We start from the raw sequence: 26,710 nt of genomic DNA, 5'->3' as shown, positions 1-26,710 counted from the left end.
TAATGCCCGCGCGTCGAAACTTCCGTGCGAACTTCGGTGCGGCGCATGATGGACGTCATGGATGCTGTCGAACTCATGCGAACCGTTCCCACAACCCTCTTCCTCGGCGGCGAGAAGCGTGACGCCGAGAACGGCGCCACGTTCACCGTTTTCGACCCGGCCACGGGTGACGCGCTCACCGAGGTGGCGGACGCCAGCCCCGCCGACGCGATGACGGCGCTCGACGCCGCGGTCGCGGTGCAGCGGGAGTGGGCCGCGACCCCGGCACGTGAACGCGGGGAGTTGCTCCGCGCGGTGTTCGAGAAGATCACGGCCCGGGCCGACGACTTCGCGCTGCTGATGACGCTGGAGATGGGCAAGGCGCTGCCGGAGAGCGCGGCGGAGGTCAAGTACGGCGCCGAGTTCTTCCGGTGGTTCAGCGAGGAGGCCGTGCGAATCGCCGGCCGCTACACACCGGCACCCGCGGGGAACGGACGCATCCTGGTGACCAAGCAGCCCGTCGGGCCGTGTCTGGCGATCACACCGTGGAACTTCCCGCTCGCGATGGGCACCCGCAAGATCGGGCCCGCCCTGGCCGCCGGCTGCACGATGATCGTCAAACCCGCGTCCGAGACTCCGTTGACGATGCTCCTGCTCGCCGAGGTGATGGCCGACGCGGGGCTGCCGAAGGGCGTGCTGTCCGTGCTGCCGACGTCGAAGTCGGGGGAGGTCACCGGTCCTCTGCTCGACGACCCCCGGCTGCGGAAGCTGACGTTCACCGGGTCGACCGGGGTGGGACGGATGCTCGTCGAGAAGTCGGCGAAGGGGCTGCTGCGCACGTCCATGGAACTCGGCGGGAATGCGCCGTTCGTGGTCTTCGACGACGCGGACGTGGACAAGGCGGTGGCCGGCGCCGTCCTCGCCAAGATGCGTAACGGTGGCGAGGCCTGCACCGCGGCCAATCGATTCCACGTCGCGAACAGCGTGCGGGAGGAGTTCACCGCGAAGCTCGTCGACAAGCTGTCCTCGTACACGCTCGGACCCGGCACGGATCCCGACACGACGCTCGGCCCGCTGATCAACGCGGATCAGCTCGAGAAGGTCGGGGAACTGGTGCAGGACGCCGTCGGCGCCGGTGCCCGGGTGCGGCTCGGCGGGGTCGCACCGGAAGGTCCCGGCTACTTCTACCCGGCGACCGTGCTGGACGAGATCCCCGCGCAGGCGCGGATCCTGAAGGAGGAGGTGTTCGGACCGGTAGTCGCGATCGCAGGGTTCGACACCGAGGAGGAGGGGATCGCCGCGGCCAACGAGACGGAGTTCGGCCTGGCGTCGTACATCTTCACTCGCGATCTGGACCGTGCACTCCGTGTGGCCGACGCCCTCGAATCGGGCATGGTCGGCATCAATCGCGGGGTCATCTCGGACACCGCTGCCCCCTTCGGCGGCGTCAAAGCGTCAGGCTTCGGGCGCGAAGGGGGCAGTGAAGGCATCGAGGAGTACCTGGATACCAAGTACGTGGCACTCGAGCCGTAACGACCGCCGTCGGGGGACGGGCAGGCCGTTTCGGGAAATCAGTGACCGAGGCGGCCGCGCCCGAGGCGCAGCAGCAGCATGGCGAGTGTGTGGCCTTCCTGGCCGAGTTCGTTGAACCGCTCGAGCACCTTCATCTCACGGCTGTGGACGAGGCGGGGACCGCCGGACGCCATTCGGGTGCGCCCGATGAGCTGCGAGACCTCCGCGCGGCGCTTGATGGCGGCGAGAATCTCGGCGTCGAGCTTGTCGATCTCCTGGCGGAGAACCTCGATCTCGGCCTCGCTGGTGGGAACAGCGGTTTCCTTGGCGGCTGATGCGACGGTCTGAGTGCTCATTGGTTCGTCTCCCTCTTGTCAGAACTTGGATCGTTGTTTTGGCTCGAGTCGTTACCGATCCAGGCTCGTTTGACGAAAAAAGCCCCGGATCCGGTGCGGACCTCGGGGCTCGTGAGCTGTTCAGTTCACGGGCACCGGAGGCCGGTACCCGTAAAAAAATCGCCACAGGGGGCGCGACGGCGGACTGAACATGTGTACCAGTTTGCCATGGCGGTAGCGCGCAGGCCAAGCCGCTGTGACGCTGTCGGTACACGCCGGTAAGTTTGATAGTTGATGAACACTATCTCCGGCACCGCTTCTCCCCTGAGCGCAGAGTCGACTCCGCACGCCGCCGCACCGGCGCGCGCAGGGTCCGATGCGCTCCTCCAGGGCCTCAACCCACCGCAACGGGAAGCGGTCGTGCACGCCGGTTCTCCGCTGTTGATCGTCGCGGGTGCAGGCTCGGGCAAGACGGCTGTGCTCACCCGCCGCATCGCATATCTGCTGGCCGAGCGGGGGGTGATGCCCGGTCAGATCCTCGCCATCACATTCACCAACAAGGCCGCCGCGGAGATGCGGGAGCGCGTCGCCCACCTCGTCGGCCCCAGGGCCAACAGCATGTGGGTGTCCACGTTCCACTCCAGCTGCGTGCGGATCCTGCGGGCCCAGGCGGCGCTGCTCCCCGGCCTCAACTCGAACTTCTCCATCTACGACGCGGACGATTCACGGCGACTGCTGACGATGATCGCCAAGGATCTGAACATCGACACCAAGCGCTATTCGGCGCGGCTGCTCGCCACCCACATCTCGAATCTCAAGAACGAACTCGTCGATCCGGAGCAGGCGAGCGTCGACGCCGACCAGGATCCGGCGGAACTGCCGCGGCTGATCGCCAAGGTGTACGGGCACTACCAGCAGCGGTTGCGTTCGGCGAACGCGCTGGACTTCGACGACCTGATCGGCGAGACGGTCGCGATGCTGCAGGCGTTCCCCCAGGTGGCCGAGTACTACCGCCGACGGTTCCGGCACTTGCTGGTCGACGAGTACCAGGACACGAACCACGCCCAGTACATGCTGGTGCGCGAGCTGGTCGGTGGAACCGCGGACGGCGAGGACGCGGACCACCGGGTCGCCCCGGCCGAGCTGTGTGTGGTGGGCGACGCGGATCAGTCGATCTACGCGTTCCGCGGCGCCACGATCCGCAACATCGAGGAGTTCGAGCGGGACTACCCGGACGCCCGCACCATCCTGCTGGAGCAGAACTACCGCTCCACCCAGAACATCTTGTCGGCGGCCAACTCGGTGATCTCGAAGAACACCGGCCGGCGTGAGAAGCGTCTGTGGACCGATTCGGGTGTCGGTGAGCTCATCACCGGTTACGTCGCGGACAACGAGCACGACGAGGCGTCGTTCGTGGCGTCCGAGATCGACAAGCTCGTCGATTCCGGCGACGCCAAGTTCGGGGACGTCGCCGTGTTCTACCGCACCAACAACTCGTCCCGTGCCCTCGAAGAGATCTTCATCCGGCTCGGCGTTCCGTACAAGGTCGTCGGCGGAGTGCGGTTCTACGAGCGCAAGGAGGTGCGCGACATCGTCGCGTATCTCCGTGTCCTCGCGAACGAGGACGACACGGTCAGCCTGCGCCGGATCCTCAACACTCCCCGCCGCGGCATCGGCGACCGCGCCGAGGCGTGTGTGGCCGTCCACTCCGAGCAGCGGGGCATCAGCTTCGCCGAGGCACTGCGGGACGGTGGTGAGGGCCGCGTGCCGTTGCTGAACACCCGTTCCCAGAAGGCCATCGCGTCGTTCCTCGAGCTCATGGACGGACTGCGGGTGCTGCTCCCACCGGAGACCACTGCGGATGACGTCGTCCCCGACCAGCTCGGCGACATCGGCGACGTCGTCGAGGCGGTCCTCGAGCGGACGGGCTACCGCGCCGAGCTCGCGGCGAGCAGTGATCCCCAGGACGGAGCGCGACTCGACAACCTCAACGAACTCGTCAGCGTGGCGCGTGAGTTCAGCTCCGACGCGCGGAACGCGGCCGGCCTCGTGGAACCGCCGGAGGACGGCGACGTCGACGCCCGGGACGGTGAACCCGACCCCGGTTCCCTCGCCGCCTTCCTCGAACGGGTGTCCCTGGTCGCGGACTCCGATCAGCTGCCCGACAACGACGAGGGCGTCGTCACCCTGATGACCCTGCACACCGCGAAGGGGCTCGAGTTCCCCGTCGTCTTCGTCACCGGGTGGGAAGACGGTCAGTTCCCGCACATGCGGGCGCTCGGCGACCCCACGGAACTGTCGGAGGAGCGCCGGCTCGCGTACGTGGGCATCACCCGTGCCCGGCAGCGGCTGTATCTGACGCGGGCCGTCATGCGGTCGGCGTGGGGCCAGCCCATCCAGAACCCGGAGTCGCGGTTCCTGCAGGAGATCCCGTCGGATCTCGTGCACTGGCGTCGTGAGGACCCGGGCACCGGTATCGGTTCCGGTAATGCGATCGGCGGTGGCCGTGCGCGTGGATCGGGATACGGCGGTCAGGGCTTCGGCGGCGGTTCCGGTTACAGCGGCGGGTCGGCAGGCACGCCGAGCTTCGGTGCCGCCCGCTCCCGCAACAACAACCTGGTGCTCACGGTTGGCGACCGTGTCAGTCACGACAAGTACGGCCTCGGCACGGTCCTCGAGACCAAGGGCGCCGGGCCGACCGCGACGGTCACGATCGATTTCGGCAGCGCGGGGAAGGTCCGGCTGATGCTGATCGGTGGCGTCCCGATGGTCAAGCTGTAGCGACGACAAAACGACTGCGGCGCATGCAATGCATGCGCCGCAGTCGTGTGTTCGGGGTGGTGTCGAGAGTTTTCGGTCAGTCCATCTCGGGGCCGAGGCTGATACCGCGGGAGGCCAGCCAGGGGAGGGGATCGATCTTGTTCTCGCCGGCGAGGTGGACCTCGAAATGCAGGTGCGGGCCGGTGGAGAAGCCGCGGTTGCCGACGGTCGCGATCTGGTCGCCCGCCATGACCTTCTGGCCGACAGTGACGGTGGAAGTGTTGATGTGGCCGTAGACGGTGATGGTGCCGTCGGCGTGCTTGAGGCGGACCCACATGCCGAACCCGGAAGCCGGACCCGAGTCGATGACCTCGCCGTCGGCGACGGCCACGATGGGGGTGCCGATGGGGGCGGCGATGTCGACGCCCGCGTGCAGGGTGCCCCAGCGGCTTCCGAAGTTGGAGGTGAAGGTTCCCACGGCGGGGAGGACGAACAGGGGGCGGCGGGCAGCGGCTTCGCGGGCGGCGCGCTCTTCGCTGAAACGCTGTCCCTTGGCGAGCAGGTTGCTGAACTGCGACAGGTCGGTCGGGTTCGCGATGTTGAGGACCTGCGGGGCGTTCGAATCGGACGCGGCGGTGTCGGTGACCGTGGAGAACTGCGCGGCCTGCGGCTCGGCGGTGGTTCCGATGGCGCTCGACTCGTCACTGGCGAGGGCGACCTCGGAGTGGTCGGAGGAGCTGGACGACCCGCTGGTGACGGCGGCCTGGCCTGCGGCGACTACGGCGCCCGCTGCGACTGCGAGGACTGCGGCGCGACCTTTGAGAGCTGAGGGGGGAGTCGGGAGGCGGTGGGCTCCGCGGCGGGAGTGGGAGGGTGCGCCCTCGAAGGACTCGGAACCGCTGCGGGGGGTGAAGCCGGGAATCTCGGACTCGGTGTCGATGGTCTCGAAGTCGTTGCCGGCGTCGACGCTGTCGGGGGCGGAGCGTGTGGACTGCGAATTGCGGAAGAACATGCGCGAAATCTCAGAACTATCGGTCTCGGGATGACGCTCGACCGACCTCGGGGGGTACGTGGGCGCGACTTCGTCGCTGTGGCCCCGCAACTCGTCATCGTGGTGACTCACAAAACGGCTGGCCGTGAACTGGCTGCGATGGTGCATACGCCCGTCCGTCCTCCTGCTCGTGACCTGCCTGTGACTTAGACCTTGGCGACGGTAACGAAACGGTTGCGATGCGCGCAACCTGTAACGCGGAGGAACGGCTACATGTGACGGGCATCACAAACTGAGCTGGGGAAACGTCGAACCCACTTTTCGTCTCGGTTCAATCTCGCCCGTGTGCACGCGTGTCACAACCACGGGGAGGCAGTGGGTTGGCGCTAGCGTCGGCATGTGGCGTCATCAACTCGATCTCCGGACGGGCGTAGGGCCGAGCCCGAACGTATTCCTTCGTCCGGCGGCACCGGTCTGACAGCCGTCGACGAGCCCGATCCCGCCCGTGCGCGCCGGGGGTGCGTGCTCGCGGTCGTCCTGGGTCTCGTCGGGGGCCTGGGGGTGGCTTCGGCGCCCGTTTTGCACGCCGTCCGTTCGGTCGACGGGGCGTCGGCGCCGTCCGCAATCGGCGCAGCCGCGCTGTGGGCTGCCGTCTTCGCCGTCGCGGCACCCGTGCTCGCCGTTCCCGCGGTTCTCGCGCGCCGCACCGCTGTGGCCGGGGCGCTGCTGGCCGGTGCCGGTGCGGTGTCCGTCGGCGCCGCCGTGCTCGACACCCAGCTGTGGACGGACGCCATCGACGCCAACCGACTCGAATTGTTCAGGCCCGAGACGGCGGCCGAGCTCGCCGCCGGGTCCGGCGCATACGCCGCCCTCGCCGGGCACGTGCTGATCGCCTTCGCGGGCCTCCTCGGCATGGTCGCGGTCCATCGGGAGTCTCTGACGGACGGTTACGGCGACGCACGCAGCTCCGAACAGGTCGGACGGGCGACGGGCGCCCGTATCGGGTTCCTGCCGTCCGCGGTCGCGGTGGTCGCCGCCGTCGTGCTCGTCGGCGCGCTGTTCGCTCCCGCCTTCGTGTCCGAGGATCCGGTCATCCTCGTCCCCACGGTCGTGGAGTCGGATCTCGCCGCGTCCGCAGGTGCCGGGCTGCTGGCGGCGGCCGTTCTGATCGTGGTCGCCTCCGCACTGGCGTCCATTTCGCCACCCGTGGCGTCCGGTGCGCTCGTCGGGGCCGGTCTGGCCGCGCTCGGCGTTGTCGGGACGCGCCTGGTGGCCGGACTCGCCGCGGGCGAACGGATCCAGCCCGGGCCCGGCGCGGTGTGGGGGACCGTCGGCGCCGGTGTCCTCGTCCTCGTGGGCGTCTGCATCCCGATGGTCGACCGGGCTCGCGACGGCAGGATCCTGAAGACCCTCGCCGCCCCCTCGTCGACCGCGCCTGCGCAGGGCGGCCCGGCGAAGAAGGGCGCCGTCACCCCGTCCGCGAAGGGCGTCGCCAAGGCTGCGCTGCGAGCCGAGGCCGCCGCGGCCCGCGCCCGGATCGCCCGCTGGCACGTCGCCGCCGGGACCACCGGGATCGTCACCGCCGTGCTGGCCGCCGCCGGTGCCCTGCTCCCCGTCCTGGACATTCCGGCCGACGCCGTGCGCCCCGACATCTACGCCACCCGGGTCGTGCTCGTCGCCGCCCTCGTGCTCGTCGTCGGCTGCGTCTGGCTGCTGCTGTCGGAATTCGCCTCCACCGTCCGACCCGCGGTCGGAGTGCTGTGGGTGACGATCCCGTTCTCCGTCGCCTCGGTGTCGCAGTCCGTCGTACTCGCCACCGACGTCCCCGGAATCGGCTTCGGAATCGGTGCCGCGCTGCTGTGGTGTGCGGCCGTCACCGCCGGCGTCACCGGCGTGCTGACGTGGTTCGCCGGTTCGGCGGAACGCGAGGAGATCGACACGTCCGAGGAGTCGTCCACCTCGATCGCGGTCCTCGCGGTCGGTGGCCTCGGCGCGGTCGCCGCGTTCGTCGGACTGGGACTGCCGCTCTTCCACGGGACCGACGCACGCGGCGACGACTACGCGCCCGCGTCGTTCGCGGAGTTCCCGTGGAACCTCGACGTGTGGGGGCGCGTCCTGCTGGGCGTCGCGGTGGTCCTGGCAGTGATCGTCGCCTCACGTGCCCGGCCGGCCCGGGCGGTGGCTCTCCTGCTCGGTTCGGCCGTTGCCGTGGGGGTATACCTGCTGTCGTGGCCGCTCACCGCGGCCCGGGTGACCGACCCCGCAATGGGGGCCGGTGTCGTCCCGACAACGGTGGGCATAGTGTTGATTGCGGCTGCCGCGGCCCTCACGACACGCAGCAGAAATCGGTGAGGTCCGCCCCGTCGACAGCGGTGAGGCCCGCCTCAGTGCTTCTGGTGAGGCTCGCCTCAGTACGTGACATCGCGTGATGTGGACCACATAGCAGACACGCGGGCGCAGACCGGGCCCGGCAACTGGTTAAAGTCCAAAACAGACCCGCTCCTACCCCTCGAGCGGGTGTCAACGCAGACGAGACGGTGAGCAGATGGATCTCTTCGAATACCAGGCGAAGGAACTCTTCGCCAAGCACGAGGTGCCGACTTCGGCTGGGCGTGTTACCGACACGGTCGCCGGCGCACGCGAGATTGCCGAAGAAATCGGTAAGCCCGTGATGGTCAAGGCGCAGGTCAAGGTCGGAGGCCGCGGCAAGGCCGGTGGCGTCAAGTACTCCGCCGACGTCGACGCCGCACAGGCCAACGCCGAGGCGATCCTGGGCCTCGACATCAAGGGTCATGTCGTCAAGAAGCTGCTGGTCGCAGAGGCAAGTGACATCGCCGAGGAGTACTACATCTCCTTCCTGCTCGACCGCACCAACCGCACCTACCTGGCCATGTGCTCGGTCGAGGGTGGCGTCGAGATCGAGGTCACCGCCGAGGAGAACCCCGACGCTCTCGCGAAGATCCCCGTGGACGCCGTCAAGGGCGTCGACCTCGCGTTCGCGCGCAGCATCGCCGAGGCAGGAAAGCTGCCCGCCGTGGTGCTCGACGCAGCGGCCGTGACGATCCAGAAGCTGTGGGACGTCTTCATCAAGGAAGACGCTCTCCTCGTCGAGGTCAACCCGCTCGTCCGCACGCCGGACGACCAGATCCTCGCGCTCGACGGCAAGGTCACGCTCGACGAGAACGCTGCGTTCCGTCAGCCCGGTCACGAGGCGTTCGAGGACAAGGACGCCACGGACCCGCTCGAGCTCAAGGCCAAGGAAAACGACCTCAACTACGTCAAGCTCGACGGTGAGGTCGGAATCATCGGTAACGGCGCCGGCCTGGTCATGTCGACCCTGGACGTCGTCGCCTACGCAGGTGAGAAGCACGGTGGCGTGAAGCCGGCCAACTTCCTCGACATCGGTGGCGGCGCCTCCGCAGAGGTCATGGCGAACGGCCTGGACGTCATCCTGAACGACGCGCAGGTCAAGAGCGTGTTCGTGAACGTTTTCGGTGGCATCACCGCGTGTGACGCGGTCGCCAACGGCATCGTCGGCGCCCTGAAGACGCTGGGTGACGAGGCCAACAAGCCGCTGGTCGTCCGCCTGGACGGCAACAACGTCGAAGAGGGTCGTCGTATCCTCGCCGAGGCCGCCCACCCGCTGGTCACGGTCGTCGGAACCATGGACGAGGCTGCCGACAAGGCTGCCGAGCTGGCCTTCGCCGCAAAGTAAAGGGACTCAAAAAACATGGCTATCTTCCTGACCAAGGACTCCAAGGTCATCGTCCAGGGCATCACCGGCGGCGAGGGCACCAAGCACACCGCGCTGATGCTCAAGGCCGGCACCCAGGTCGTCGGCGGTGTCAACGCCCGTAAGGCCGGCACCACCGTCACCCACGACGGCGGCGTCGAGCTGCCCGTCTTCGGCACCGTCGCCGAGGCCATCGAGAAGACCGGCGCGGACGTCTCCATCGCGTTCGTTCCCCCGGCCTTCGCCAAGGACGCCATCGTCGAGGCCATCGACGCGGAGATCCCGCTGCTCGTGGTCATCACCGAGGGCATCCCGGTGCAGGACTCGGCGTACGCATGGGCGTACAACGTCTCCAAGGGCAACAAGACCCGCATCATCGGACCCAACTGCCCCGGCATCATCACCCCCGGCGAGTCGCTGGTCGGCATCACCCCCGCCAACATCGCAGGCACCGGCCCGATCGGCCTCGTGTCCAAGTCCGGCACGCTGACCTACCAGATGATGTTCGAGCTGCGTGACTTCGGCTTCTCCACCGCCATCGGCATCGGCGGCGACCCGGTCATCGGCACCACCCACATCGACGCCATCGAGGCGTTCGAGAAGGACCCCGAGACCAAGGTCATCGTGATGATCGGTGAGATCGGTGGCGACGCCGAAGAGCGTGCCGCCGACTACATCAAGGCTAACGTCACCAAGCCGGTCGTCGGCTACGTCGCGGGCTTCACCGCTCCCGAGGGCAAGACCATGGGCCACGCAGGCGCCATCGTCTCCGGTTCCTCGGGCACCGCGCAGGCCAAGAAGGACGCCCTCGAGGCCGCCGGCGTGAAGGTCGGCAAGACGCCGTCCGAGACCGCTGCGCTCGCTCGCGAGATCCTGCAGAGCCTGACCGTCCAGGCCTAGGCCCTTTGGGCCCGTGCGCCTTTTTGGTAGCTCCCGCTACCAGAAAGGCGCACGGGCCGTTCAGGCATCGACCCACATCTCCCCGGCCGGATCGAGTGTCCCCGTCCCCGACGTGACGGCAGCGACCAGATCGGCCAGCTCCGCCGAGTCCTTCGCCGCGAGGGTGAGGACCGCGGATTCCCCGTATGTGGTGTCCACCACGACGACGCCCCGCCCACGCAGCTCCGACTCGACGCGTCCCGCCTCGGCGTGGCCGACGGCGAGGGTGTGCAGGTGGCGAAGTTCCCTTCGCACGAGCGGTGCGGCATCGACCGCTGTGGCCACCGCGCCGGAGTAGGCGCGCACCAGTCCGCCCGCCCCCAGCTTGATTCCCCCGAAGTACCGTGTCACGACCACCGTGACGTCGACGAGATCACGGGCCTTGAGTACCTGCAGCATCGGAATGCCCGCGGTGCCACCGGGTTCGCCGTCGTCGCTCGCACGCTCGACCCGGTCACTGGGCCCGTTTCCGATGATGTACGCCGAACAGTGATGTCGCGCATCGGGATACGCGCGCCGCTGATCCTGGACGAAAGCCTGCGCCGCCTCGGCGTCCTCTACGCGCCGCAGGGCGGCGATGAAACGTGAGTGCTTCACCTCCGTCTCGAGGGTGAGATCGGCGGTGCGGGGAGCGAGGGTGTACGGCACCGAACCATTGTCTCCTGCGCTGTTCCCGGCGCTGCGGGCCGCGACTGAGCGCAGTGACCGACGGGTATACGTAGGCTAGCGTCGGAAGAGCGCACGCAGACGACCACTTGTCGACTAGGAGAAGTCATGACGTTCACGCCCGGAGGACCGAGTTACGGTCCGCCCGCGCAACCGACTGCAGGGGGAGAATCGAAAGGCCTGGGCTTCTTCCTTCTGATCGGTGTCGCAGTTCTCGGTGTCCTCAACCTACTGCTCGGATTTGCCCCCTACGCCACCTTGGCGCGAGAGTCCGTGAACTCGTTCGAAGCGAACACGGACGGGCTCGGACTCCTGTTCCTCGGTGGTCTGCTCGCGGCGGCGTCCCTCCTTCCGAAGCAGTCCTATGCGGGCGCGGCAGCGGCGGCGTCCGTCGCGGGCTGGGTTGTCGCGTTGCTCGTATTTCTCAACGTCGACGCGGATTCCGGTTGGGGCGCAATCCTGATCCTCGTTCTCGGATTCATCCAGTCGGCCGTGGCCGTCGCGGCGGCGCTGTTCGACATCGGCCTTCTGAAGCAGCCGGCGCCCAAGCCGGCCGCAGCCGCCGGCTTCGGTCAGCCCGGTCAGGCGCCGCAGGGTTACGGCCAGGGCGCCCCGCAGGGCTACGGGCAGGGCCCGCAGCAGTCGTACGGACAGCCGCCGCAGGGCTACGGCCAGAGTGCCCCGCAGGGTTACGGGCAGCAGAGCCAGTCGCAGCCCGGCTACGGGCAGCAGAACCAGCCGGGCTACGGCCAGCAGGGGTACGGCCAGCAGGGTCAGCCCTCGCAGAGCCAGCCCGGCTACGGCCAGGGCTACGGACAGCCGCAGCAGCCGGGTTACGGAGCAGCCGGGGGTGCCGGGTCCGCGTCGTACGACGCCCCGACCACCGCCTACCAACAGCCGCAGTACCAGGGGTACTCGCAGCCGTCTAGCCCGTCGCAGTCCACCGGAACGCCCAGCTCGCAGTACCCGGCCGGGACCAGCTACGGTTCCGCGCAACACGCGGCGCCTGCGTACGGCTCGCAGTCCGAGTCGTCGCCGGTGGAGCGCACGCTGGAATACGGCGAGCAGCCTCCCACCGAGGCGAAGCCGGACGAATCGGCCGAGAAGCCCGAATCGGAGGGCTACAGCGCGCCGACCCAGGCGTTCGACACGCGCGCCGACAGGGACGACAAGTAGCGGCCCAACCAGCAGGTGGCCTCTGACCGAACGTGGTCGGAGGCCACTTCTGTGCGGCGCGCCTGGCCGCTGTCGCGGCGTCGGAGTGCCACTCTCGAGGGGATGAGTTCTTTGGTTGATCGTGCGCAGCGTGTCGCACAGGGTGCACGACGGCGCGCCGTCGGTGATGACGAGCGGCCAGTCCCGCGACAGCGACCCGTGCCCGACGCCGACGAGATGCGGGCGCTGCTCGCGGTCGCGTTCCGGCCCGCGGGCGTCACCGTCGTCCTGTTGTCCGCACTCATCGTCGTCACTCTTGTGGCCGCGAACAGCGACCTCACGGGAACGTTCGGTGCCATCGCGGCGTCGTGGCTGGCGATTCACCAGGTGCCGTTGACGGTCGACGGCACGGCACTCGGTGTCCTCCCGTTGATCCCGACAGCGGGGATGGTGTGGGTCGTCGCCCGCGGATGCGCTGCGGTGGTGCACCCGGCGTCCTCGCGGCGGCACGCTCTGCAGGTGATCGGCGCCGCGGTGGCCGGACCGCTGGTCGTGACGGCCATCAGCCTCGCCGTCATCGCGGACGCGTCGGCGGTCATCCCGCTGTCCTCCCCGAACGCGCTCGCCGCGTTCGGGTGGGTGTTGTTCGTGCACCTGCTCGCGTCGGCGATCGGTGTGACGGTCGCGATGTGGCCGACGCTCGGTGCGCAGGTTCCGTCGTGGGTCCGGGACGCGGTGCGGCCGGGCCTGCGCGCGATGACGGCGATTCTCGGTGCCGGCGCGGTCATGGTCACGATCTCGCTGCTGATGGAGTGGTCGACGGTCGGCTCGCTGCTCGAACGCGGCGACGGCGTCGTCGGAATGCTCGGACTGACGATCCTGTCGGTGCTGTACCTGCCGAACATCGTGGTGGGTGCCGCGGCCGCGGTCATGGGAGGGACCGCGCAGATCGGGGACGTCTCGGTCAGCGTGTTCGGGAATGTCGGTGGTTCGCTGCCGCCGTTGCCGCTGCTCGGCGCCGTTCCCGACGGGGTGTCGGGTGGCGCGTGGCCTGCGCTGCTGGTGATTCCGCTGCTGATCGGTGTGATGCTCGGACGCGACTGCGGGCGCCAGGTCGCCGGGCAGGAAGCGCTGTTCACCGTGCTGACCGCCGCTGCGAGTGTGGGCGTGGTGACGGCGGTACTCGGCCTCGTGTCCGGCGGCAGGCTCGGCGCATTCGGCACGGTCGAGCTGAACTGGTGGGTGTTCGGGCTGCTCACGTTCGCGTGGCTCGGACTCGCGGGCGCGGTGACGGCAGTGGTCGTGGCCTGGCATCGGAGCCGGGGCGCCGTGGACGAGGACGAAGCTGACACCGAGGACGAGGAGCCGCATCTTCCCGGCGCGGAGGAGGTTCCCGCGATCGCCGCCCCGATCACCGAGGAGCGGGTGATCCCTGAAGACGTCCCGCCGAGTCGTGTGATCGAAGCCGAACTAGTCGACGACACCGAAGCGCCGGCAGCGCCGGTTGCACCGCAGGACACCGACGCCGAGGCCGAGGTCGTGGTGGACGCCGAGGTCGAGGAAGACGCGGCGACGGAGGAACCCGACGGGTCCGGAGACGCCGGCGAGGCCCCGGAAGCCGACCTGCCCCGAGGGCCCGCAACCCCCAGCGACTAGGCTCTTGGTCGGTCGACGATGCGACCGCCCCCATTTTCGCCCGTCTTTCGATTCATCCGGCCTTTCGATTGTTCAGGAGTAGAGCGCTGACTTCCTCGCGTGACCACCTGGGGCCCACGACCGCTTCGCCGGTGGCGTCCGCGCCGGCGCGGATTGTCGTACTCGCCTCCGGTGCGGGAACCCTCCTGAGATCGCTGATCGAAGCAACACACACGGACGGGTATCCCGCCGCGATCGTCGCCGTCGGCGTCGACCGCGACTGCGACGCCACCCGGCACGCCGAATCCGCGGGCATCACCCACTTCCGGATCGGACTCCGTGACTACGCCGATCGGTCCGCCTGGGATGTCGCGCTGACCGAGGCCGTCGCGTCGCACCAGCCGTCGCTCGTCGTGTCGGCGGGTTTCATGAAGATCCTCGGTCCCGCCTTCCTGGAGCGCTTCGGCGGTCGCATCATCAACACGCATCCCGCGTTGCTGCCCGCATTCCCCGGCGCGCACGCGGTCCCGGATGCCCTGGCCTACGGCGTGAAGGTGTCGGGATCGACCGTCCACCTCGTGGACGCGGGTGTCGACACCGGCCCGATCCTGGCGCAGGAACCCGTGCCGGTGCTCGACGGCGACGACGAGTCGACCCTGCACGAGCGCATCAAGACTGTGGAGCGACGGTTGTTGGCGGACGTCATCGCCGCTGTCGCCACCCGTGGAGTTGTTTCCGATGGACGAAAGGCCGTGATCCCCAGTGAGTGAACGCAAGGCAGTACGCCGAGCGCTCGTCAGCGTCTACGACAAGACCGGTCTGGTCGAACTGGCTACGGGCCTGCACAAGGCAGGCGTCGAGCTGGTGTCGACAGGATCGACTGCAGCGAAGATCGCCGACGCCGGCATCCCGGTCACCCCCGTCGAGGCGCTGACGGGGTTCCCCGAATGCCTCGAAGGCCGGGTCAAGACGCTGCATCCGCGGGTGCACGCGGGCGTCCTCGCGGACACCCGGAAGCCGGAGCACCTCGCGCAGCTCGAGGAACTCGGCATCGAGGCGTTCCAGCTGGTGGTCGTGAACCTGTATCCGTTCACGCAGACCGTCGCATCGGGTGCGACCCCCGACGAGTGCGTCGAGCAGATCGACATCGGCGGGCCGTCCATGGTGCGTGCCGCCGCGAAGAACCACCCCTCGGTCGCGGTCGTGGTGGATCCCGCCCGCTACGACGACGTGCTCACCGCGGTCGCCGACGGCGGGTTCACGCTGCCCGAGCGCACCGCGCTCGCCGCACAGGCGTTCCAGCACACCGCGTCGTACGACGTCGCCGTCGCCAGCTGGATGACGTCCGTGCTGGTCGAACCGGGTGACTCGCAGTTCCCCGAGTGGGCAGGCGCCACCTGGGACCGCTCGGCAGTGCTGCGGTACGGCGAGAACCCGCACCAGGCCGCGGCCCTCTACGTGAACCCCGCCGCTCCTGCCGGTCTGGCCCAGGCGGAGCAGCTGCACGGCAAGGAAATGTCGTACAACAACTACACCGACGGCGACGCGGCCTGGCGTGCGGCGTTCGACTTCAGCGAGCCGGCCGTCGCGATCATCAAGCACGCGAACCCGTGTGGCATCGCGGTCGGAGCCGACATCGCCGAGGCGCACCGCAAGGCGCACGCCTGCGACCCGGTCAGCGCATACGGCGGAGTCATCGCCGCGAACCGCGAGATCACCGTCGAGATGGCGGAGCAGGTCGCCGAGATCTTCACCGAGGTGATCATCGCCCCGTCCTACGCGGACGGTGCGCTCGGAGTTCTGCAGCGCAAGAAGAACATCCGCGTCCTCCTTGCTCAGGCGCCCACCGCGACGGGAATCGAACTGCGTCCCGTGTCCGGTGGAGCGCTCCTCCAGGAGCGCGACGTGCTCGACGCCGGGGGCGACGACCCGGCCAACTGGACGCTGGCCGTCGGCGACGCCGCCGACGAACAGACGCTGAAGGATCTCGAGTTCGCGTGGCGCGCGTGCCGTTCGGTGAAATCCAACGCGATCCTGCTCGCTTCCGACGGTGCGTCGGTCGGCGTCGGCATGGGCCAGGTCAACCGCGTCGACTCCGCGCACCTCGCGGTGCAGCGGGCCGGTGACCGGGTGGTCGGGTCGGTGGGCGCGTCGGACGCGTTCTTCCCGTTCCCCGACGGACTGCAGGTGCTCGCGAACGCCGGCGTCAAGGCAGTCGTACAGCCGGGTGGTTCCGTCCGCGACAACGAGGTCATCGATGCGGCCAAGGAAGCCGGCATCACCATGTACCTGACGGGCGCGCGGCACTTCGCGCACTAGCCTTCGGCAACTCTCGAACGGGTCTCGGCATCATGCCGGGGCCCGTTCTGCGTCGTCAGGCGGCTGCGGCCCCGTGCGCCCGGCCCGTGCCCTGGAGTTCGCGAGGCGAACCGGTGATGACAACGCGGGCTGCGCCGCGGCTGCGGACCTCGCTGATCAGCTCACCCAGGCCCGCTTCGTGGGCTGCATCGCAGTGCGACAGGTCGAGGGTGACGGCGTAACCGGTGAGGTCGTCCGGCAAACCGAGATAGGGGGGAGAGGTGGACAGTTGGTTGATGCGAAGTTTCATGGGGTGCTCCTGAAAGTGAAAGGTAAAAGAAAAGGCACCCGAGGGGTTTGCCCTGGGTGCCCGAGAATGACTTGGTTGAGTCTCAACATTCTCGGGGTGGGCCGAACTTGGTGATGTGCTTGTCGGCGGAGCAGCGACGCCATGCGGATACGGACGCGAAGAGCGCGTGAAGCTGCATCATGGCCGTGCCTTCCTGCGTGTCGTTGCTGGTTGGTAGATGACCGTACATCACCGGTTGAGGGTTTGCACTTCCATTATCCAGCCGCTGCGCAGAAATGCAGGGTTGTACTCGATGTTCACCTACAGTTCTGCGCAGTGACGCTTCTGTGGATGGCGATATGCGTTGTCCACAGACTCGGAATTTGCGACCGCGATCGAGTGCCGGACTGTCAGGGTTCGACGATGGGGGAATTCCAGCAGCCGTTCCGGGGTTCGGAAGCGCTACGAACCGGGCGGCTCACCCGCCACGGGTTACGCACTTTCCGGCGTTTGCACCGGGACGTGTATGTGCCCAGAAGCGTCGAGGTGACAGCGCACTCACGCGCACGCGCCGCCTGGTTGTGGGCCGACGGTGAAGCGGTACTCGCGGGCTTCTCCGCCGCCGCCGTGCACGGAACCCGATGGATCGGAGGGGGCGAGTCGGCGACGCTCATCAGACGAGGCAGCCGACGATCCGTCGACGGCATCGAGGTGCGCGCGGATACCCTCCTGCCGGACGAAGTGTGTCTTGTGGACGAGATGCTGTTCACCACTCCGGCGCTGACCGCCTTCGATCTGGGCAGATGGCTGCCCGTCGATCGCGCCGTCGAGGTACTCGACGCCCTGTGCCACGACACCGGACTGCGCCCGGCGGAAATTTCCGCGGTGGCAGGCCGGCATCGGGGCGAACGTGGTCTCGCGTCGCTGCGTGAAGTCGTGTGGCTCGTCGATCCCGGTGCCGAGTCCCCACCGGAGACGCGGCCTCGTCCTGATCCGCGGAGGGTTGCCCGCACCGGAGACTCAGATACCGATCGAGGATCGCCGCGGTCGTGTCTTCGCCCGTGCGGACCTGGGCTGGACAAGGTGGAAGGTGCTCGTCGAGTACGACGGCGAACATCACTGGTCGGACGAACGTCAGCGCACGTGGGACATCGAGCGGACGGAACGGCTCGCCGAACTCGGGTGGGCGGTGGTGCGGGTGAATGCGGAACAGCTGCGTCGGCGGCCGCAGGTGATCGTCGCGCGAGTTCGGGACCGATTGCGGCAGGCAGGAGTCCCGGTGTGAATGCGCAGAAACGCAGGCCTCCACTCGGTGCTTGCCTACGGAAGTGCCCATTCGAATCTCACCACTTTGGTCACAGGTTGCTTTCGATCCGGCGTCGAGCAGCCCGTACGCACGGTGCAGCTGATTCACTCGGGGCTGATGTGACTCGAGTGGCACCTGTGGAAGGAGAGTGGCGCCCGGACTGCGACGGTGCGCCCATCCCCGTTATGAACCGATTTGCGATCAAGGCCGGCCTCGGCGCCTGCGTCCTGGGTGCGTCCGTGCTCATCCCTGCTCAGGTTTCGGCGGAACCCGCGGCGACGGCGACCGGCACCGAGCTGTCCGGGATGACGGTGTTCCTCGACCCCGGGCATCAGGGTTCCAGCGAGGGCCACGACCTCGCACAGCAAGTAAACGACGGCCGGGGCAACACCAAGGACTGCCAGACGAGCGGCATGACGTCGCTCGGCGGGGTGCCCGAGCACACCATCAACTGGAATGTGTCCCAGCTGGTGAAGAGCAGCCTCGAGAGTCTCGGCGCGAAGGTCGTCCTGAGTCGTCAGGACGACACCGGCTGGGGCGGATGCGTCGACGAAAGAGCGCGTGCGGCAAGCGAATCGAATGCCGACGTGGCGGTGAGCATTCACGCGGACTCGACGGCGCAGGGCGAGGACGCGAGCAAGCACGGGTTCCACATGATCATCCCGTCGCTGCCCATCCCCGACGAAAAGGCCGATGCGGCACAGTCCGGCGGCGGGCTCGAGGCGTCGAAGATGATGCGCGACGCCTACAAGTCCGACGGCTTCGTTCCCGCCAACTACGCCGGCGTGAACGACGGCCTCCAGACCCGCGCCGATGTCGCCGGACCTGCGCTGACTCAGGTGCCGCTGGTGTTCGTCGAGATGGGCAACGGTTCCAACAAGGAAGACTCCGCCCAGCTGGAGGGCACCGACGGCCAGTTGAAGCACGCGATCACCATCACGACCGGCATCGTCACATACCTGCTGACGGGGTCGCAGTCGGCGCCCGCCGAGGAGCTGGCCGCGGCGCCGGCGGCGACCACGGCACCAGAGGCGAGTGAGGATAGCGCGTCGTCGACCACCACCACGACCCCGAAGGCGACCACCCCCAAGGCGGCACCGAAGTCGACGGCACCCGATTCGGCGCAGTTCTCCGAGTTGATGGAGATGCTCGCGCCGCTGCTCGAGGTCGAGGGACTCGACGGGCTTCAGGACCTCGTCAACGACAAGAACCTGGGACTCGTGTCCGATCTGGCGAGCACGCTGATGGCCGTGATCACCGGAGCGGGCGGGAACTGATCACAGTGCCGCGATCCACCTGCTGAACGGTTCGGTGAACTCCGCCGAGTAGGGGAGCGGTTCCACGTAATCCGGTCCGGTGGACGGGCGGTCGCCGACGTCCTTGAGGACGTGATTGGCGTTCGTCATCCGCACCGGCGTCAGCTCGGTGTGCGCGAGGGCGTCGTTCAGGCCGTCGACGTCGGCGAGCTGCACCTGAATGTCCTTGGCGGAGCAGCTGGTGAGGACAGGGAAGCCTGCGGGCAACCGGCCGGCCAGTGCGCGCGGGTCGAGAGCGTCCTCCTCCGCGAGCGCTTTCGCGTTGGCATGGACGAGCCCGGCGTTCTGCAGGGGTTCCGGAAGGTCGTCGGGGATCGTTCCCGACGTGCGGAGCGATTCGACGGTGTCCGCGAGTGCGAGCCGGAGTTCGTCGGCCAATTCCACCGGCAGCTGGCCGGTGCCGACGACGGCGTCGAGCTGGCCGTGGATCTGCGTGGTGAGCAGATCGAGGAGCCGGACACTCAGCGGTTCGAGCAGTCCGACGGCGCGCACGCGCGACTCTGTTTCCGCGGTGGCGAGTGCGAGGGCGACGAGTCCGCCGTCGCTGTGACCGATGACGATCAGCTTCGACGGGTCGACCCCGGGTTGGGCGGCCAGGAAGTCGAGGCCCGCGGATGCGGCGTCGACGAACGTGGTGAATCCGAGACCCCCGACCTCTTCCACCTCGTACGGGCCGAGAGCGGTTTCGCCGCTGCCGATCTTGTCGTAGCGCAGGCTGGGGATGCCGTGCTGTTCGAGCACGTCGGCGAGGTGGCGGAGCGTTCCGATGTCACCGGGGAGCAGGGCGCTGTCGCCGTTGCGATCGGTGGGACCGCTGCCGGCGAGCAGCAGCGCGGCCGCCGCCGACCCATTCGCGTGGTCGGGAGTGCGCAGGCTGCCGTAGTACGTGACGGCACCGCTGTCGAACGTGATCTCGGTGTCAGGCATGGGGACTGTCTACCAGTTCACGTCGCGCGCAGTCGCCGCACCCGTTGCACCCCGCGCCACGCGAACCACAACAGGAACGCGAGCAGTGGAATGACGAGCAGCGGAAGCAGCAGGGCGATCAGGGATGTGACGAACGAGACGACGTCCTCGATCACCGACACCACGGGATTGGCCAGGCCGCCGGTCGAGGCCGTGCTCACCGCCCGGGTGCCGGTCTGCGCGGTGCTGAACGCCAGAGCCGTGGGCGCGCCGATGACGATTCCGGCGATCGCGGCAGTCGACGGGTCCACGTCCGCGAAGGCCGCCCAGGTCGCGATGACTCCCGCCACGGGACCGGTGACGTTGCCGATCACGGACAGCACGTTGTCGACGAACGGGATGAGATCGGCGGTCAGTTCCACCAGTGTCGCGATCGACAACGCCACCAGCGCCCCGGTCGAACCGAGCCACCGCATGGACTCGTTCAGGGTCACCCCGAGCACCTCGAAGTGCACCGCGGCGCTGAGCATCAGCAACGGCAGGAACGTGCGCAGTCCCGACGCGGCGGCGAGGCCGAGGCCGAGCAGTCCGGGCAGAACCCAGGTCTCCATGCACGGAGTGTAGAAGCTCGGCGATACCGGCAGGCGGCCGTCGCGGCCGAGATCTCAGAGAAGCATCACAGAACTCACACAATCGACGACTAGCGTCTGCATCACCAGTCGTTCCAACGGATTACATCCGAGACGAACCCCCGACCCCAGGAAGGTGCCGCATCATGAACGTCGTACAGCTGACCACCGGTGATTTCGTCGCCGCCATGTTCTCCCTCGACTTCGTCGACGGCGGATTCCGCCGGGAGGCCGTCGAGCGGATTCACCGGGGAGCGATCGACGAGTGGGTGTCTGCGCTCACCGGGTCGGGTCTGTTCTCGAACCGCGCGGTCGCGGACGTCGTCCGGGCATGGCGCGACGATCCGCGAGTCCTGCTCGACTCCCTTCTGGCGGAGGCTGATCCGGTGACGTTCGAGCGCTACCGCTCCGCCTGGGACGAGTTGGACGCCGCGTCCTCGTACGGTGTCGCCGCGTAGGCGGGCAGTCAGGGAATGCCGAAGACGTCGGCGAACGTGGCGAACAGCGCCGGGTCGCCGGTGACGGACACGCTGCCGAGGGCGATGGCGTCCTCCGGGGTGATCTCGCGTGCCGTCATTGCCTTCACCGCCGGTGTCCTCGAGTTCCTTCAGGCGCGCCGACAGGATGTTGGACGGGATGCCGGGCAGGCCCTGCTCGATGTCGACCATGATCTTCGTGAACCTCCCCCTGACGGACCTCGGCAAGTCGAATGCCTTCTACGAGGCGCTCGGCTACCGGAAGAACCCCCAGTTCTCGGACGAGAACGCGCCGCGAGGGCTGACCCGGGCGGGTCGGCGCGCATTAACCGCGTGCCGATTCGCTCGAACCCTCGTAGCGTGGAGTGGTGACGTCATCGGAACACAGACCTTCCACCGTCGGCGAGCTCCGCGAGTCGGGCCACGTTCAACGCACCGTCAAGGAAGAGATCCGCGAGAATCTGCTCGCGGCCCTACGCGACGGTCGTGATCCGTGGCCCGGCATCGTCGGTTTCGAGGAGACGGTGGAACCACAGCTCGAACGGGCTCTCATCGCGGGTCACGACGTGGTGTTGCTCGGCGAACGTGGTCAGGGCAAGACCCGCCTCCTCCGCACCCTCAACCTGCTCCTCGACGAATGGACCCCGGTGATCGCCGGTTCCGAACTCGGGGAGCATCCCTATGAGCCCATCACCCCGGCGTCGATCCGCCGGGCGCAGGAACTGGGCGACAGCCTCCCTGTCGCATGGCGGCACCGCAGCGAGCGGTATTCGGAGAAACTCGCGACCCCCGACACGTCGGTGGCCGACCTCGTCGGTGACGTGGATCCGGTCAAGGTCGCGGAGGGCCGGAGTCTCGGCGATCCGGAAACCATTCACTTCGGGCTCGTTCCCCGCGCGCACCGGGGCATCGTCGCCATCAACGAACTGCCCGACCTCGCCGAACGCATCCAGGTGTCGCTGCTCAACGTCATGGAGGAACGCGACATCCAGGTCCGCGGCTACACCCTCCGGCTCCCGCTGGACGTCCTGATGGTGGCCAGCGCGAACCCGGAGGACTACACGAACCGCGGTCGCATCATCACCCCGCTGAAGGACCGGTTCGGTGCCGAGATCCGGACGCACTACCCGACCAGGCTCGACGACGAGGTCGCGGTCATCCTGCAGGAAGCGCATCTCACCGCGGAGGTGCCCGAGTACCTCCTCGAGATCCTGGCCCGGTTCACCCGCCTGCTCCGCGAGTCGACGTCGGTCGATCAGCGGTCGGGTGTGTCCGCCCGCTTCGCGGTGGCGGGCGCCGAAACCGTCAGTGCGGCTGCGGTGCATCGCGGCGCGGTGCTCGGTGAGGCCGACCCGGTCGCGCGGCCGGTCGACCTCGAGACCGTCGTCGACGTCCTGCGGGGCAAGGTGGAATTCGAATCCGGTGAGGAGGGGCGCGAGATCGAGGTCCTGGAGCACCTGCTCCGGCGGGCGACGGCCGACACGGTCCGCACCCGGCTCGGCGGCATCGACCTGGCGGAACTCGTGGACGCGGTCGAACAGGGCGATCCGGTGGTGACCGGCGAACGGATCACGGCGAAGGCACTGCTGAACGAGCTCCCCGAGCTCGAGGTCCTCGACGAGTTGGCGGAGCGTCTGGGCGCGGAGTCCGACGGCGAGCGGGCCGCGGCCGCCGAGTTCGCCCTCGAAGGGCTGTACCTGGCGCGTCGAATCTCGAAGAACCCGGACATCAACGGGCAGACGGTGTATTCGTAATGTCCCGCAAGGCGGAGCGCGGGCTGCACAACGCGCGGTACGGGCCGTACGAGGGCGGAGATCCGCTGGCAGCGCCGGTGGACCTGCGCGAGGCCCTGGCATCGATCGGCGACGACGTGTTCGCGGGAACGTCCCCGCGGCAGGCGCTGCGCGAGATGCTGCGGCGCGGCAACCAGGACATGCGCGGCCTGGACGAGCTTGCGGCCGAGGCCAATCGGCGTCGCCGTGAGCTGCTGAAGCGGAACAACCTGAACGGCACACTCGAAGAGGTCCGGGAACTCCTCGACCGCGCGGTGCTCGAGGAACGCAAGACGCTGGCCCGTGCGCTCGACGACGACGCCCGCTTCTCGGAGATGCGCCTCGAGGAACTGTCGCCGTCCACCGCGCAGGCCGTGCAGGAACTCGCCGATTACGACTGGCGCAGTTCGGAAGCCCGCGAGGACTACGAGAAGATCCGGGACCTGCTGGGCCGCGAGGTGCTGGACCAGCGGTTCGCCGGCATGAAACAGGCCCTCGAGGGGGCCACGGAAGAAGACCGCGAACGCATCCGCGAGATGCTCGCCGACCTCAACGACCTGCTCGACAAACATTCCCGCGGCGAGGATACGCAGGAACAGTTCGACGAGTTCATGGACAAGCACGGGGCGTACTTCCCCGAGAACCCGCAAAATGTCGAGGAACTGCTCGATTCGCTGGCGCAGCGGGCGGCGGCCGCGCAGCGCCTGCGGAACTCGCTGTCGCAGGAGCAGCGCGACGAACTGGATGCGCTGGCGCAGCAGGCGTTCGGCGATCCGTCGCTGATCGGACAGCTGGACCGTCTCGACCAGCATCTGCAGGCGGCGCGCCCGGGTGAGGACTGGCAGGGCGCCCAACGGTTCCGCGGCGACGACGGCATGGGCCTGGGCGAGGGCACCGGGGCGTTGCAGGACATCGCGGAACTCGAGTCGCTCGCCGAGCAACTGTCGCAGCAGTACGCGGGCGCACAACTCGACGACATCGACGCGGACGCTCTGGCCCGGCAACTGGGCGACGAGGCGGCGGCCGATGCGCAGACCCTCGCCGAACTCGAGAAGGCCCTGCGCGATCAGGGCTTCTTCGACCGCGGGGCGGACGGCCAGTGGCGCCTGTCGCCCAAGGCGATGCGCCAACTCGGTCAGACGGCTCTGCGGGACGTGGCGCAGCAGCTGTCTTCGCGTGGCGGGCAACGGGAGACGCGCCGCGCCGGGTCGATGGGGGAGCCGACGGGTGCGTCCCGCGAGTGGGCGTTCGGCGACACCGAGCCGTGGGACGTCACCCGCACGATCACCAATGCCGTGCTGCGGGCGGCGTCCGATCCGGCCGAGCGCGGTCGGGTCCCGGTCCGGTTGTCCGTATCGGACGTGGAGGTGATGGAGACCGAGCAGCGGTCGCAGGCGGCGGTCGCGTTGCTGGTCGACACGTCGTTCTCGATGGTGATGGAGGGGCGGTGGGTGCCGATGAAACGCACCGCCCTCGCCCTGAACCACTTGGTGAGCACCCGGTTCCGCAGCGACGAACTGCAGCTCATCTCGTTCGGCAGGCACGCGCAGGTGCTGACGCCGTCGGAACTCGCCGGCCTGGACGGCGCCTGGGACCAGGGCACCAACCTCCACCACGCGCTGTTGCTGGCGGCCCGGCATCTGCGCCGGCACCCCAACGCCCAGCCGGTGGTCCTGATCGTCACCGACGGTGAGCCGACGGCCCACCTCGAGCCGGACGGCTTCGCGTACTTCGACTACCCGCCGAGCGCCCGGACCCTCGGTCTGACGGTCCGGGAACTCGACACACTCGCCCGGCTCGGCGCCCACGTCACGTTCTTCCGGCTCGGTGAGGATCCCGGTCTCGCGCGGGTCGTGGACCGGATGGCCGAGCGGGTCGGCGGACGCGTCGTGGCCCCCGGGCTGGACGGTCTCGGCGCCGCCGTCGTCAGCGACTACATGCGGCGCAGGCGCTAGCCCGTGAGTACTTGTCAACCGCCCGCGGTTAACAAGTACTCACGGGTGCGTCAGCGCACGGCGGGCTGGTGCTGGGTGATGCAGTGAATTCCGCCGCCGCGCGCGAAGAGCGGGCGGGCGTCGACCGACACGACCGTGCGTCCGGGGTATGCGGCCGACAGGATGGCGACCGCTTCCTCGTCGGCGGGATCGTCGAAGCTGCACGCGATGACGCCGCCGTTGACGACGAAATGGTTGATGTAGCTGTAGTCGACGAAACCCTCCTCGTCGCGCAGGACAGTCGGCGCGGCGACGGTGATGATCTCCCACGATTCACCGCGGGCGTCCGTGGTCTGCTTCAGCACGTCGATGACGGCCTTGCTGACCTCGAAGTCGGGGTGTTCGGGGTTGCGCTGGTCGTGCACCAGGACGACGCCCGGTGACGGGATCGCTGCGACGATGTCGACGTGCCCGCGTGTGCCGTACGTGTCCTGGTCCCGCGTCAGTCCGCGCGGCAGCCAGATCACCTTGGTGGCCCCGATCGTCCGGGCGAGCTCGGCCTCGATGTCGGCTTTCGACAGTTCCGGGTTGCGGCCGGGGTCGAGTTGCACGGTCTCGGTCACCAGCACGGTGCCGAGGCCGTCGACCTGGATGCCGCCGCCCTCGTTGACGATCGGCGAGTCGACGAGTTCGGCCCCGGACCGCGCAACCACCAGTGCGCCGATCTTCGAGTCCTTGTCCCACTGGGCCCAGTCCTGGCTGCCCCAGCCGTTGAAGATCCAGTCGACGCCGCCGAGGCGTCCGTCCTCGGACAGCACGAACGTGGGTCCGATGTCGCGCATCCAGGCGTCGTTGAGCGGCGCCTCGACGATGTCGATGTCGGCGGAGAGGTATTCCTTGGCCGCCGGCACCTGTCCGGGGTCGACGACGACGGTGACGGGCTCGAACCGGGCCACGGCGTGTGCCACCTCGGCCCATGTGGTGCGGGCCTCGTGGTGTTCCTCGGGGGTGTCGCCCAGCGAGTAGCCCTCACTGGGATAGGCCATCCAGGTGCGTTCGTGCAGTTCGCCTTCCGCGGGCATGCGCCAGGACATCAGGCCCTCCCGAACGGGGAGGCCTGATCGACCGGCTCGGTGAGGACGCCGTACGTGTCGGGGCGCCGGGTGGCCAGGAACGGGAACAGGGCCAGCCAGTCCTCGCGCTGCTGGAGATCGAGGTCGGCGACCAGTACCGCGGATTCGTCGCGCGGGGCCTGCGCGAGGATCCGGCCGTAGGGATCGGAGATGAACGACGAGCCGTAGAACGTGATGAGGCCTTCGCTGCCGTGGCGATTGGGCACCACCATGAACGTGCCGTTCGCGATGCCGTTGCCGACGATCACCTGCTGCCACAGCGGCTGGGTGTCGAACTGCGGGTGGTCGGGCTCCGAGCCGATCGCGGTGGGGTACACCAGGATCTCGGCGCCGCCGAGCGAGTACGCGCGGGCGACCTCGGGGAACCACTCGTCCCAGCACGTCGGCAGTCCGAGCTTCGCCCCGCCGAGTGCCTCGGCGGTGTGGACGGGGTACGGATCGGTTGCGGGGCCGCCGCGGAAGTAGGTGTCCTCGTAGTAGCCGGCGGTGACGGGGATGTGCAGCTTGCGGGTGCGGGCGAGCAGTTCACCGGAGGGGGCGACGAGGATGGCCGTGTTGAACCCGAGCCCGTCCTCGTACTGCACGCCGTCCTCGGAGTCGTTCCGCTCGTACAGCGACGCGTGGACGAGGACGCCGTGTTCCGCGGCGGCCTTGGCGGCGAACGTGAACGTGGGGCCGGTGAGCAGGTCCTCGGCGGTACGTCCCGGGTTGTCACCACCCGGCGTCGACGCGGGGTAGCGGCTCAGCGTCAGTTCGGGGAGGAACACCACACGCGCCCCGAGTTTCGCTGCCGCGGCGATGCCCTCGTCGAGTTCGGCCCGCAGATCCTCGTCGTTCTCGTGCCAGCGGTGCTGGACGAGGCCGACACGGAGCGGGGTGCGTCCCGTCTCGCGCGTCCTCGACAGGGACTCGGGAGGGGTGAGGGCGGTAATCGTCAACATTGTGC

21 protein-coding genes and 2 pseudogenes are annotated in these 26,710 nt (G+C 68.5%); 15 read left to right on the top strand and 8 right to left on the bottom strand.

Features of this window, described 5'->3' with window-relative positions:
- The first annotated feature begins 57 nt into the window (after positions 1–57).
- Positions 58–1,512 (top strand): NAD-dependent succinate-semialdehyde dehydrogenase, encoded by a 1,455-nt coding sequence (locus ACFWAY_RS10665; protein WP_378510620.1) that lies wholly within the window; start codon positions 58–60, stop codon positions 1,510–1,512.
- Between the two features lie 38 nt (positions 1,513–1,550).
- On the opposite strand, the gene ACFWAY_RS10660 is transcribed toward ACFWAY_RS10665, so the two are convergent.
- Entirely contained in the window at positions 1,551–1,847 is a 297-nt protein-coding gene (locus tag ACFWAY_RS10660) for a chorismate mutase (protein WP_005238528.1), read from the bottom strand.
- Positions 1,848–2,120: 273 nt separating this feature from the next.
- Between ACFWAY_RS10660 and pcrA the strand changes: the two genes are divergently transcribed.
- Positions 2,121–4,607 carry a DNA helicase PcrA gene (gene pcrA / locus ACFWAY_RS10655; protein WP_378510619.1) on the top strand — a complete coding sequence of 829 codons (2,487 nt, stop codon included), beginning with the start codon at positions 2,121–2,123 and terminating at the stop codon, positions 4,605–4,607.
- A 76-nt stretch (positions 4,608–4,683) separates the two neighbouring features.
- On the opposite strand, the gene ACFWAY_RS10650 is transcribed toward pcrA, so the two are convergent.
- Positions 4,684–5,745 carry a M23 family metallopeptidase gene (locus ACFWAY_RS10650; RefSeq protein ID WP_378510618.1) on the bottom strand — a complete coding sequence of 354 codons (1,062 nt, stop codon included), beginning with the start codon at positions 5,743–5,745 and terminating at the stop codon, positions 4,684–4,686.
- 231 nt (positions 5,746–5,976) lie between these two features.
- On the opposite strand from ACFWAY_RS10650, the gene ACFWAY_RS10645 reads away from it, so the two are divergent.
- The 3 genes from ACFWAY_RS10645 (at position 5,977) to sucD (ending at position 10,210) form a co-directional block, all read left to right on the top strand.
- The gene (locus ACFWAY_RS10645; RefSeq protein WP_378510617.1) at positions 5,977–7,929 is read left to right on the top strand and encodes a hypothetical protein; all 1,953 of its coding nucleotides are present in this window, start codon (positions 5,977–5,979) and stop codon (positions 7,927–7,929) included.
- Positions 7,930–8,122: 193 nt separating this feature from the next.
- Entirely contained in the window at positions 8,123–9,292 is a 1,170-nt protein-coding gene (gene sucC / locus ACFWAY_RS10640; protein WP_378451425.1) for an ADP-forming succinate--CoA ligase subunit beta, read from the top strand.
- 15 nt (positions 9,293–9,307) lie between these two features.
- A complete protein-coding gene (gene sucD / locus ACFWAY_RS10635; protein ID WP_005238543.1) occupies positions 9,308–10,210 on the top strand; it encodes a succinate--CoA ligase subunit alpha in 903 nt (300 codons plus the stop codon).
- Between the two features lie 60 nt (positions 10,211–10,270).
- On the opposite strand, the gene ACFWAY_RS10630 is transcribed toward sucD, so the two are convergent.
- Positions 10,271–10,897: an IMPACT family protein gene (locus ACFWAY_RS10630; RefSeq protein ID WP_378451424.1), complete on the bottom strand. Its 627-nt coding sequence runs from the start codon at positions 10,895–10,897 to the stop codon at positions 10,271–10,273.
- 126 nt (positions 10,898–11,023) lie between these two features.
- Between ACFWAY_RS10630 and ACFWAY_RS10625 the strand changes: the two genes are divergently transcribed.
- The 4 genes from ACFWAY_RS10625 (at position 11,024) to purH (ending at position 16,024) form a co-directional block, all read left to right on the top strand.
- Complete coding sequence (locus tag ACFWAY_RS10625; protein ID WP_378510616.1) at positions 11,024–12,091, top strand: DUF5336 domain-containing protein; 1,068 nt, start codon at positions 11,024–11,026, stop codon at positions 12,089–12,091.
- Between the two features lie 111 nt (positions 12,092–12,202).
- Positions 12,203–13,726, top strand: a complete 1,524-nt coding sequence (locus ACFWAY_RS10620) for a DUF6350 family protein (RefSeq protein ID WP_378510660.1) — start codon at positions 12,203–12,205, stop codon at positions 13,724–13,726.
- Between the two features lie 68 nt (positions 13,727–13,794).
- Entirely contained in the window at positions 13,795–14,475 is a 681-nt protein-coding gene (purN, locus tag ACFWAY_RS10615; RefSeq protein ID WP_378451422.1) for a phosphoribosylglycinamide formyltransferase, read from the top strand.
- A complete protein-coding gene (gene purH / locus ACFWAY_RS10610; RefSeq protein WP_378451421.1) occupies positions 14,468–16,024 on the top strand; it encodes a bifunctional phosphoribosylaminoimidazolecarboxamide formyltransferase/IMP cyclohydrolase in 1,557 nt (518 codons plus the stop codon). Before purN ends, purH begins: the two co-directional genes overlap by 8 nt.
- A 55-nt stretch (positions 16,025–16,079) precedes the next feature.
- On the opposite strand, the gene ACFWAY_RS10605 is transcribed toward purH, so the two are convergent.
- A complete protein-coding gene (locus tag ACFWAY_RS10605) occupies positions 16,080–16,313 on the bottom strand; it encodes a hypothetical protein (protein ID WP_378451420.1) in 234 nt (77 codons plus the stop codon).
- A gap of 402 nt (positions 16,314–16,715) precedes the next feature.
- On the opposite strand from ACFWAY_RS10605, the pseudogene ACFWAY_RS10600 reads away from it, so the two are divergent.
- Together ACFWAY_RS10600 and ACFWAY_RS10595 are read left to right on the top strand one after the other, a co-directional pair.
- Positions 16,716–17,577: pseudogene (locus ACFWAY_RS10600) on the top strand (DUF559 domain-containing protein).
- A gap of 206 nt (positions 17,578–17,783) precedes the next feature.
- A complete protein-coding gene (locus tag ACFWAY_RS10595) occupies positions 17,784–18,875 on the top strand; it encodes an N-acetylmuramoyl-L-alanine amidase (RefSeq protein WP_378451419.1) in 1,092 nt (363 codons plus the stop codon).
- Here ACFWAY_RS10595 and ACFWAY_RS10590 read toward each other — a convergent pair whose 3' ends face one another.
- Both ACFWAY_RS10590 and ACFWAY_RS10585 read right to left on the bottom strand, forming a co-directional pair.
- Positions 18,876–19,841: an alpha/beta hydrolase gene (locus ACFWAY_RS10590; protein WP_378510615.1), complete on the bottom strand. Its 966-nt coding sequence runs from the start codon at positions 19,839–19,841 to the stop codon at positions 18,876–18,878.
- Between the two features lie 17 nt (positions 19,842–19,858).
- Entirely contained in the window at positions 19,859–20,431 is a 573-nt protein-coding gene (locus ACFWAY_RS10585) for a DUF4126 domain-containing protein (protein WP_378510614.1), read from the bottom strand.
- Between the two features lie 164 nt (positions 20,432–20,595).
- Between ACFWAY_RS10585 and ACFWAY_RS10580 the strand changes: the two genes are divergently transcribed.
- The 4 genes and pseudogenes from ACFWAY_RS10580 to ACFWAY_RS10565 all read left to right on the top strand — a co-directional run bounded on the left by ACFWAY_RS10580 (position 20,596) and on the right by ACFWAY_RS10565 (position 24,652).
- On the top strand, positions 20,596–20,907 hold the full coding sequence (locus ACFWAY_RS10580) for a hypothetical protein (protein ID WP_378451416.1): 312 nt from the start codon (positions 20,596–20,598) through the stop codon (positions 20,905–20,907).
- 166 nt (positions 20,908–21,073) lie between these two features.
- Positions 21,074–21,196, top strand: a pseudogene (locus ACFWAY_RS10575) (hypothetical protein); the annotation flags it as partial.
- Between the two features lie 97 nt (positions 21,197–21,293).
- A complete protein-coding gene (locus tag ACFWAY_RS10570; protein WP_105413400.1) occupies positions 21,294–22,679 on the top strand; it encodes a sigma 54-interacting transcriptional regulator in 1,386 nt (461 codons plus the stop codon).
- The gene (locus ACFWAY_RS10565) at positions 22,679–24,652 is read left to right on the top strand and encodes a VWA domain-containing protein (protein WP_378510613.1); all 1,974 of its coding nucleotides are present in this window, start codon (positions 22,679–22,681) and stop codon (positions 24,650–24,652) included. Before ACFWAY_RS10570 ends, ACFWAY_RS10565 begins: the two co-directional genes overlap by 1 nt.
- Positions 24,653–24,702: 50 nt before the next feature.
- Here the strand turns inward: ACFWAY_RS10565 and ACFWAY_RS10560 are convergent, their stop codons facing one another.
- Together ACFWAY_RS10560 and ACFWAY_RS10555 are read right to left on the bottom strand one after the other, a co-directional pair.
- A complete protein-coding gene (locus ACFWAY_RS10560; protein WP_378510612.1) occupies positions 24,703–25,725 on the bottom strand; it encodes an agmatine/peptidylarginine deiminase in 1,023 nt (340 codons plus the stop codon).
- Positions 25,725–26,705: a nitrilase-related carbon-nitrogen hydrolase gene (locus ACFWAY_RS10555; RefSeq protein WP_378451413.1), complete on the bottom strand. Its 981-nt coding sequence runs from the start codon at positions 26,703–26,705 to the stop codon at positions 25,725–25,727. Before ACFWAY_RS10555 ends, ACFWAY_RS10560 begins: the two co-directional genes overlap by 1 nt.
- Positions 26,706–26,710 lie beyond the last annotated feature (5 nt).

The sequence above is a fragment of the Rhodococcus sp. NPDC059968 genome (genome assembly GCF_042738615.1).
Taxonomy (GTDB): Bacteria; Actinomycetota; Actinomycetes; order Mycobacteriales; family Mycobacteriaceae; genus Rhodococcus_F.
This window is presented reverse-complemented; position numbering and strand designations above follow the sequence as displayed.

Bases quoted from the DNA above. Each gene is read 5' to 3' on its own strand.
- ACFWAY_RS10665 (WP_378510620.1), top strand. From the start codon at position 58: ATGGATGCTGTCGAACTCATGCGAACCGTTCCCACAACCCTCTTCCTC.
- ACFWAY_RS10660 (WP_005238528.1), bottom strand. From the start codon at position 1,847: ATGAGCACTCAGACCGTCGCATCAGCCGCCAAGGAAACCGCTGTTCCC.
- pcrA (WP_378510619.1), top strand. From the start codon at position 2,121: ATGAACACTATCTCCGGCACCGCTTCTCCCCTGAGCGCAGAGTCGACT.
- ACFWAY_RS10650 (WP_378510618.1), bottom strand. From the start codon at position 5,745: ATGCACCATCGCAGCCAGTTCACGGCCAGCCGTTTTGTGAGTCACCAC.
- sucC (WP_378451425.1), top strand. From the start codon at position 8,123: ATGGATCTCTTCGAATACCAGGCGAAGGAACTCTTCGCCAAGCACGAG.
- sucD (WP_005238543.1), top strand. From the start codon at position 9,308: ATGGCTATCTTCCTGACCAAGGACTCCAAGGTCATCGTCCAGGGCATC.
- ACFWAY_RS10625 (WP_378510616.1), top strand. From the start codon at position 11,024: ATGACGTTCACGCCCGGAGGACCGAGTTACGGTCCGCCCGCGCAACCG.
- ACFWAY_RS10605 (WP_378451420.1), bottom strand. From the start codon at position 16,313: ATGAAACTTCGCATCAACCAACTGTCCACCTCTCCCCCCTATCTCGGT.
- ACFWAY_RS10595 (WP_378451419.1), top strand. From the start codon at position 17,784: ATGAACCGATTTGCGATCAAGGCCGGCCTCGGCGCCTGCGTCCTGGGT.
- ACFWAY_RS10590 (WP_378510615.1), bottom strand. From the start codon at position 19,841: ATGCCTGACACCGAGATCACGTTCGACAGCGGTGCCGTCACGTACTAC.
- ACFWAY_RS10585 (WP_378510614.1), bottom strand. From the start codon at position 20,431: ATGGAGACCTGGGTTCTGCCCGGACTGCTCGGCCTCGGCCTCGCCGCC.
- ACFWAY_RS10580 (WP_378451416.1), top strand. From the start codon at position 20,596: ATGAACGTCGTACAGCTGACCACCGGTGATTTCGTCGCCGCCATGTTC.
- ACFWAY_RS10565 (WP_378510613.1), top strand. From the start codon at position 22,679: ATGTCCCGCAAGGCGGAGCGCGGGCTGCACAACGCGCGGTACGGGCCG.
- ACFWAY_RS10560 (WP_378510612.1), bottom strand. From the start codon at position 25,725: ATGTCCTGGCGCATGCCCGCGGAAGGCGAACTGCACGAACGCACCTGG.
- ACFWAY_RS10555 (WP_378451413.1), bottom strand. From the start codon at position 26,705: ATGTTGACGATTACCGCCCTCACCCCTCCCGAGTCCCTGTCGAGGACG.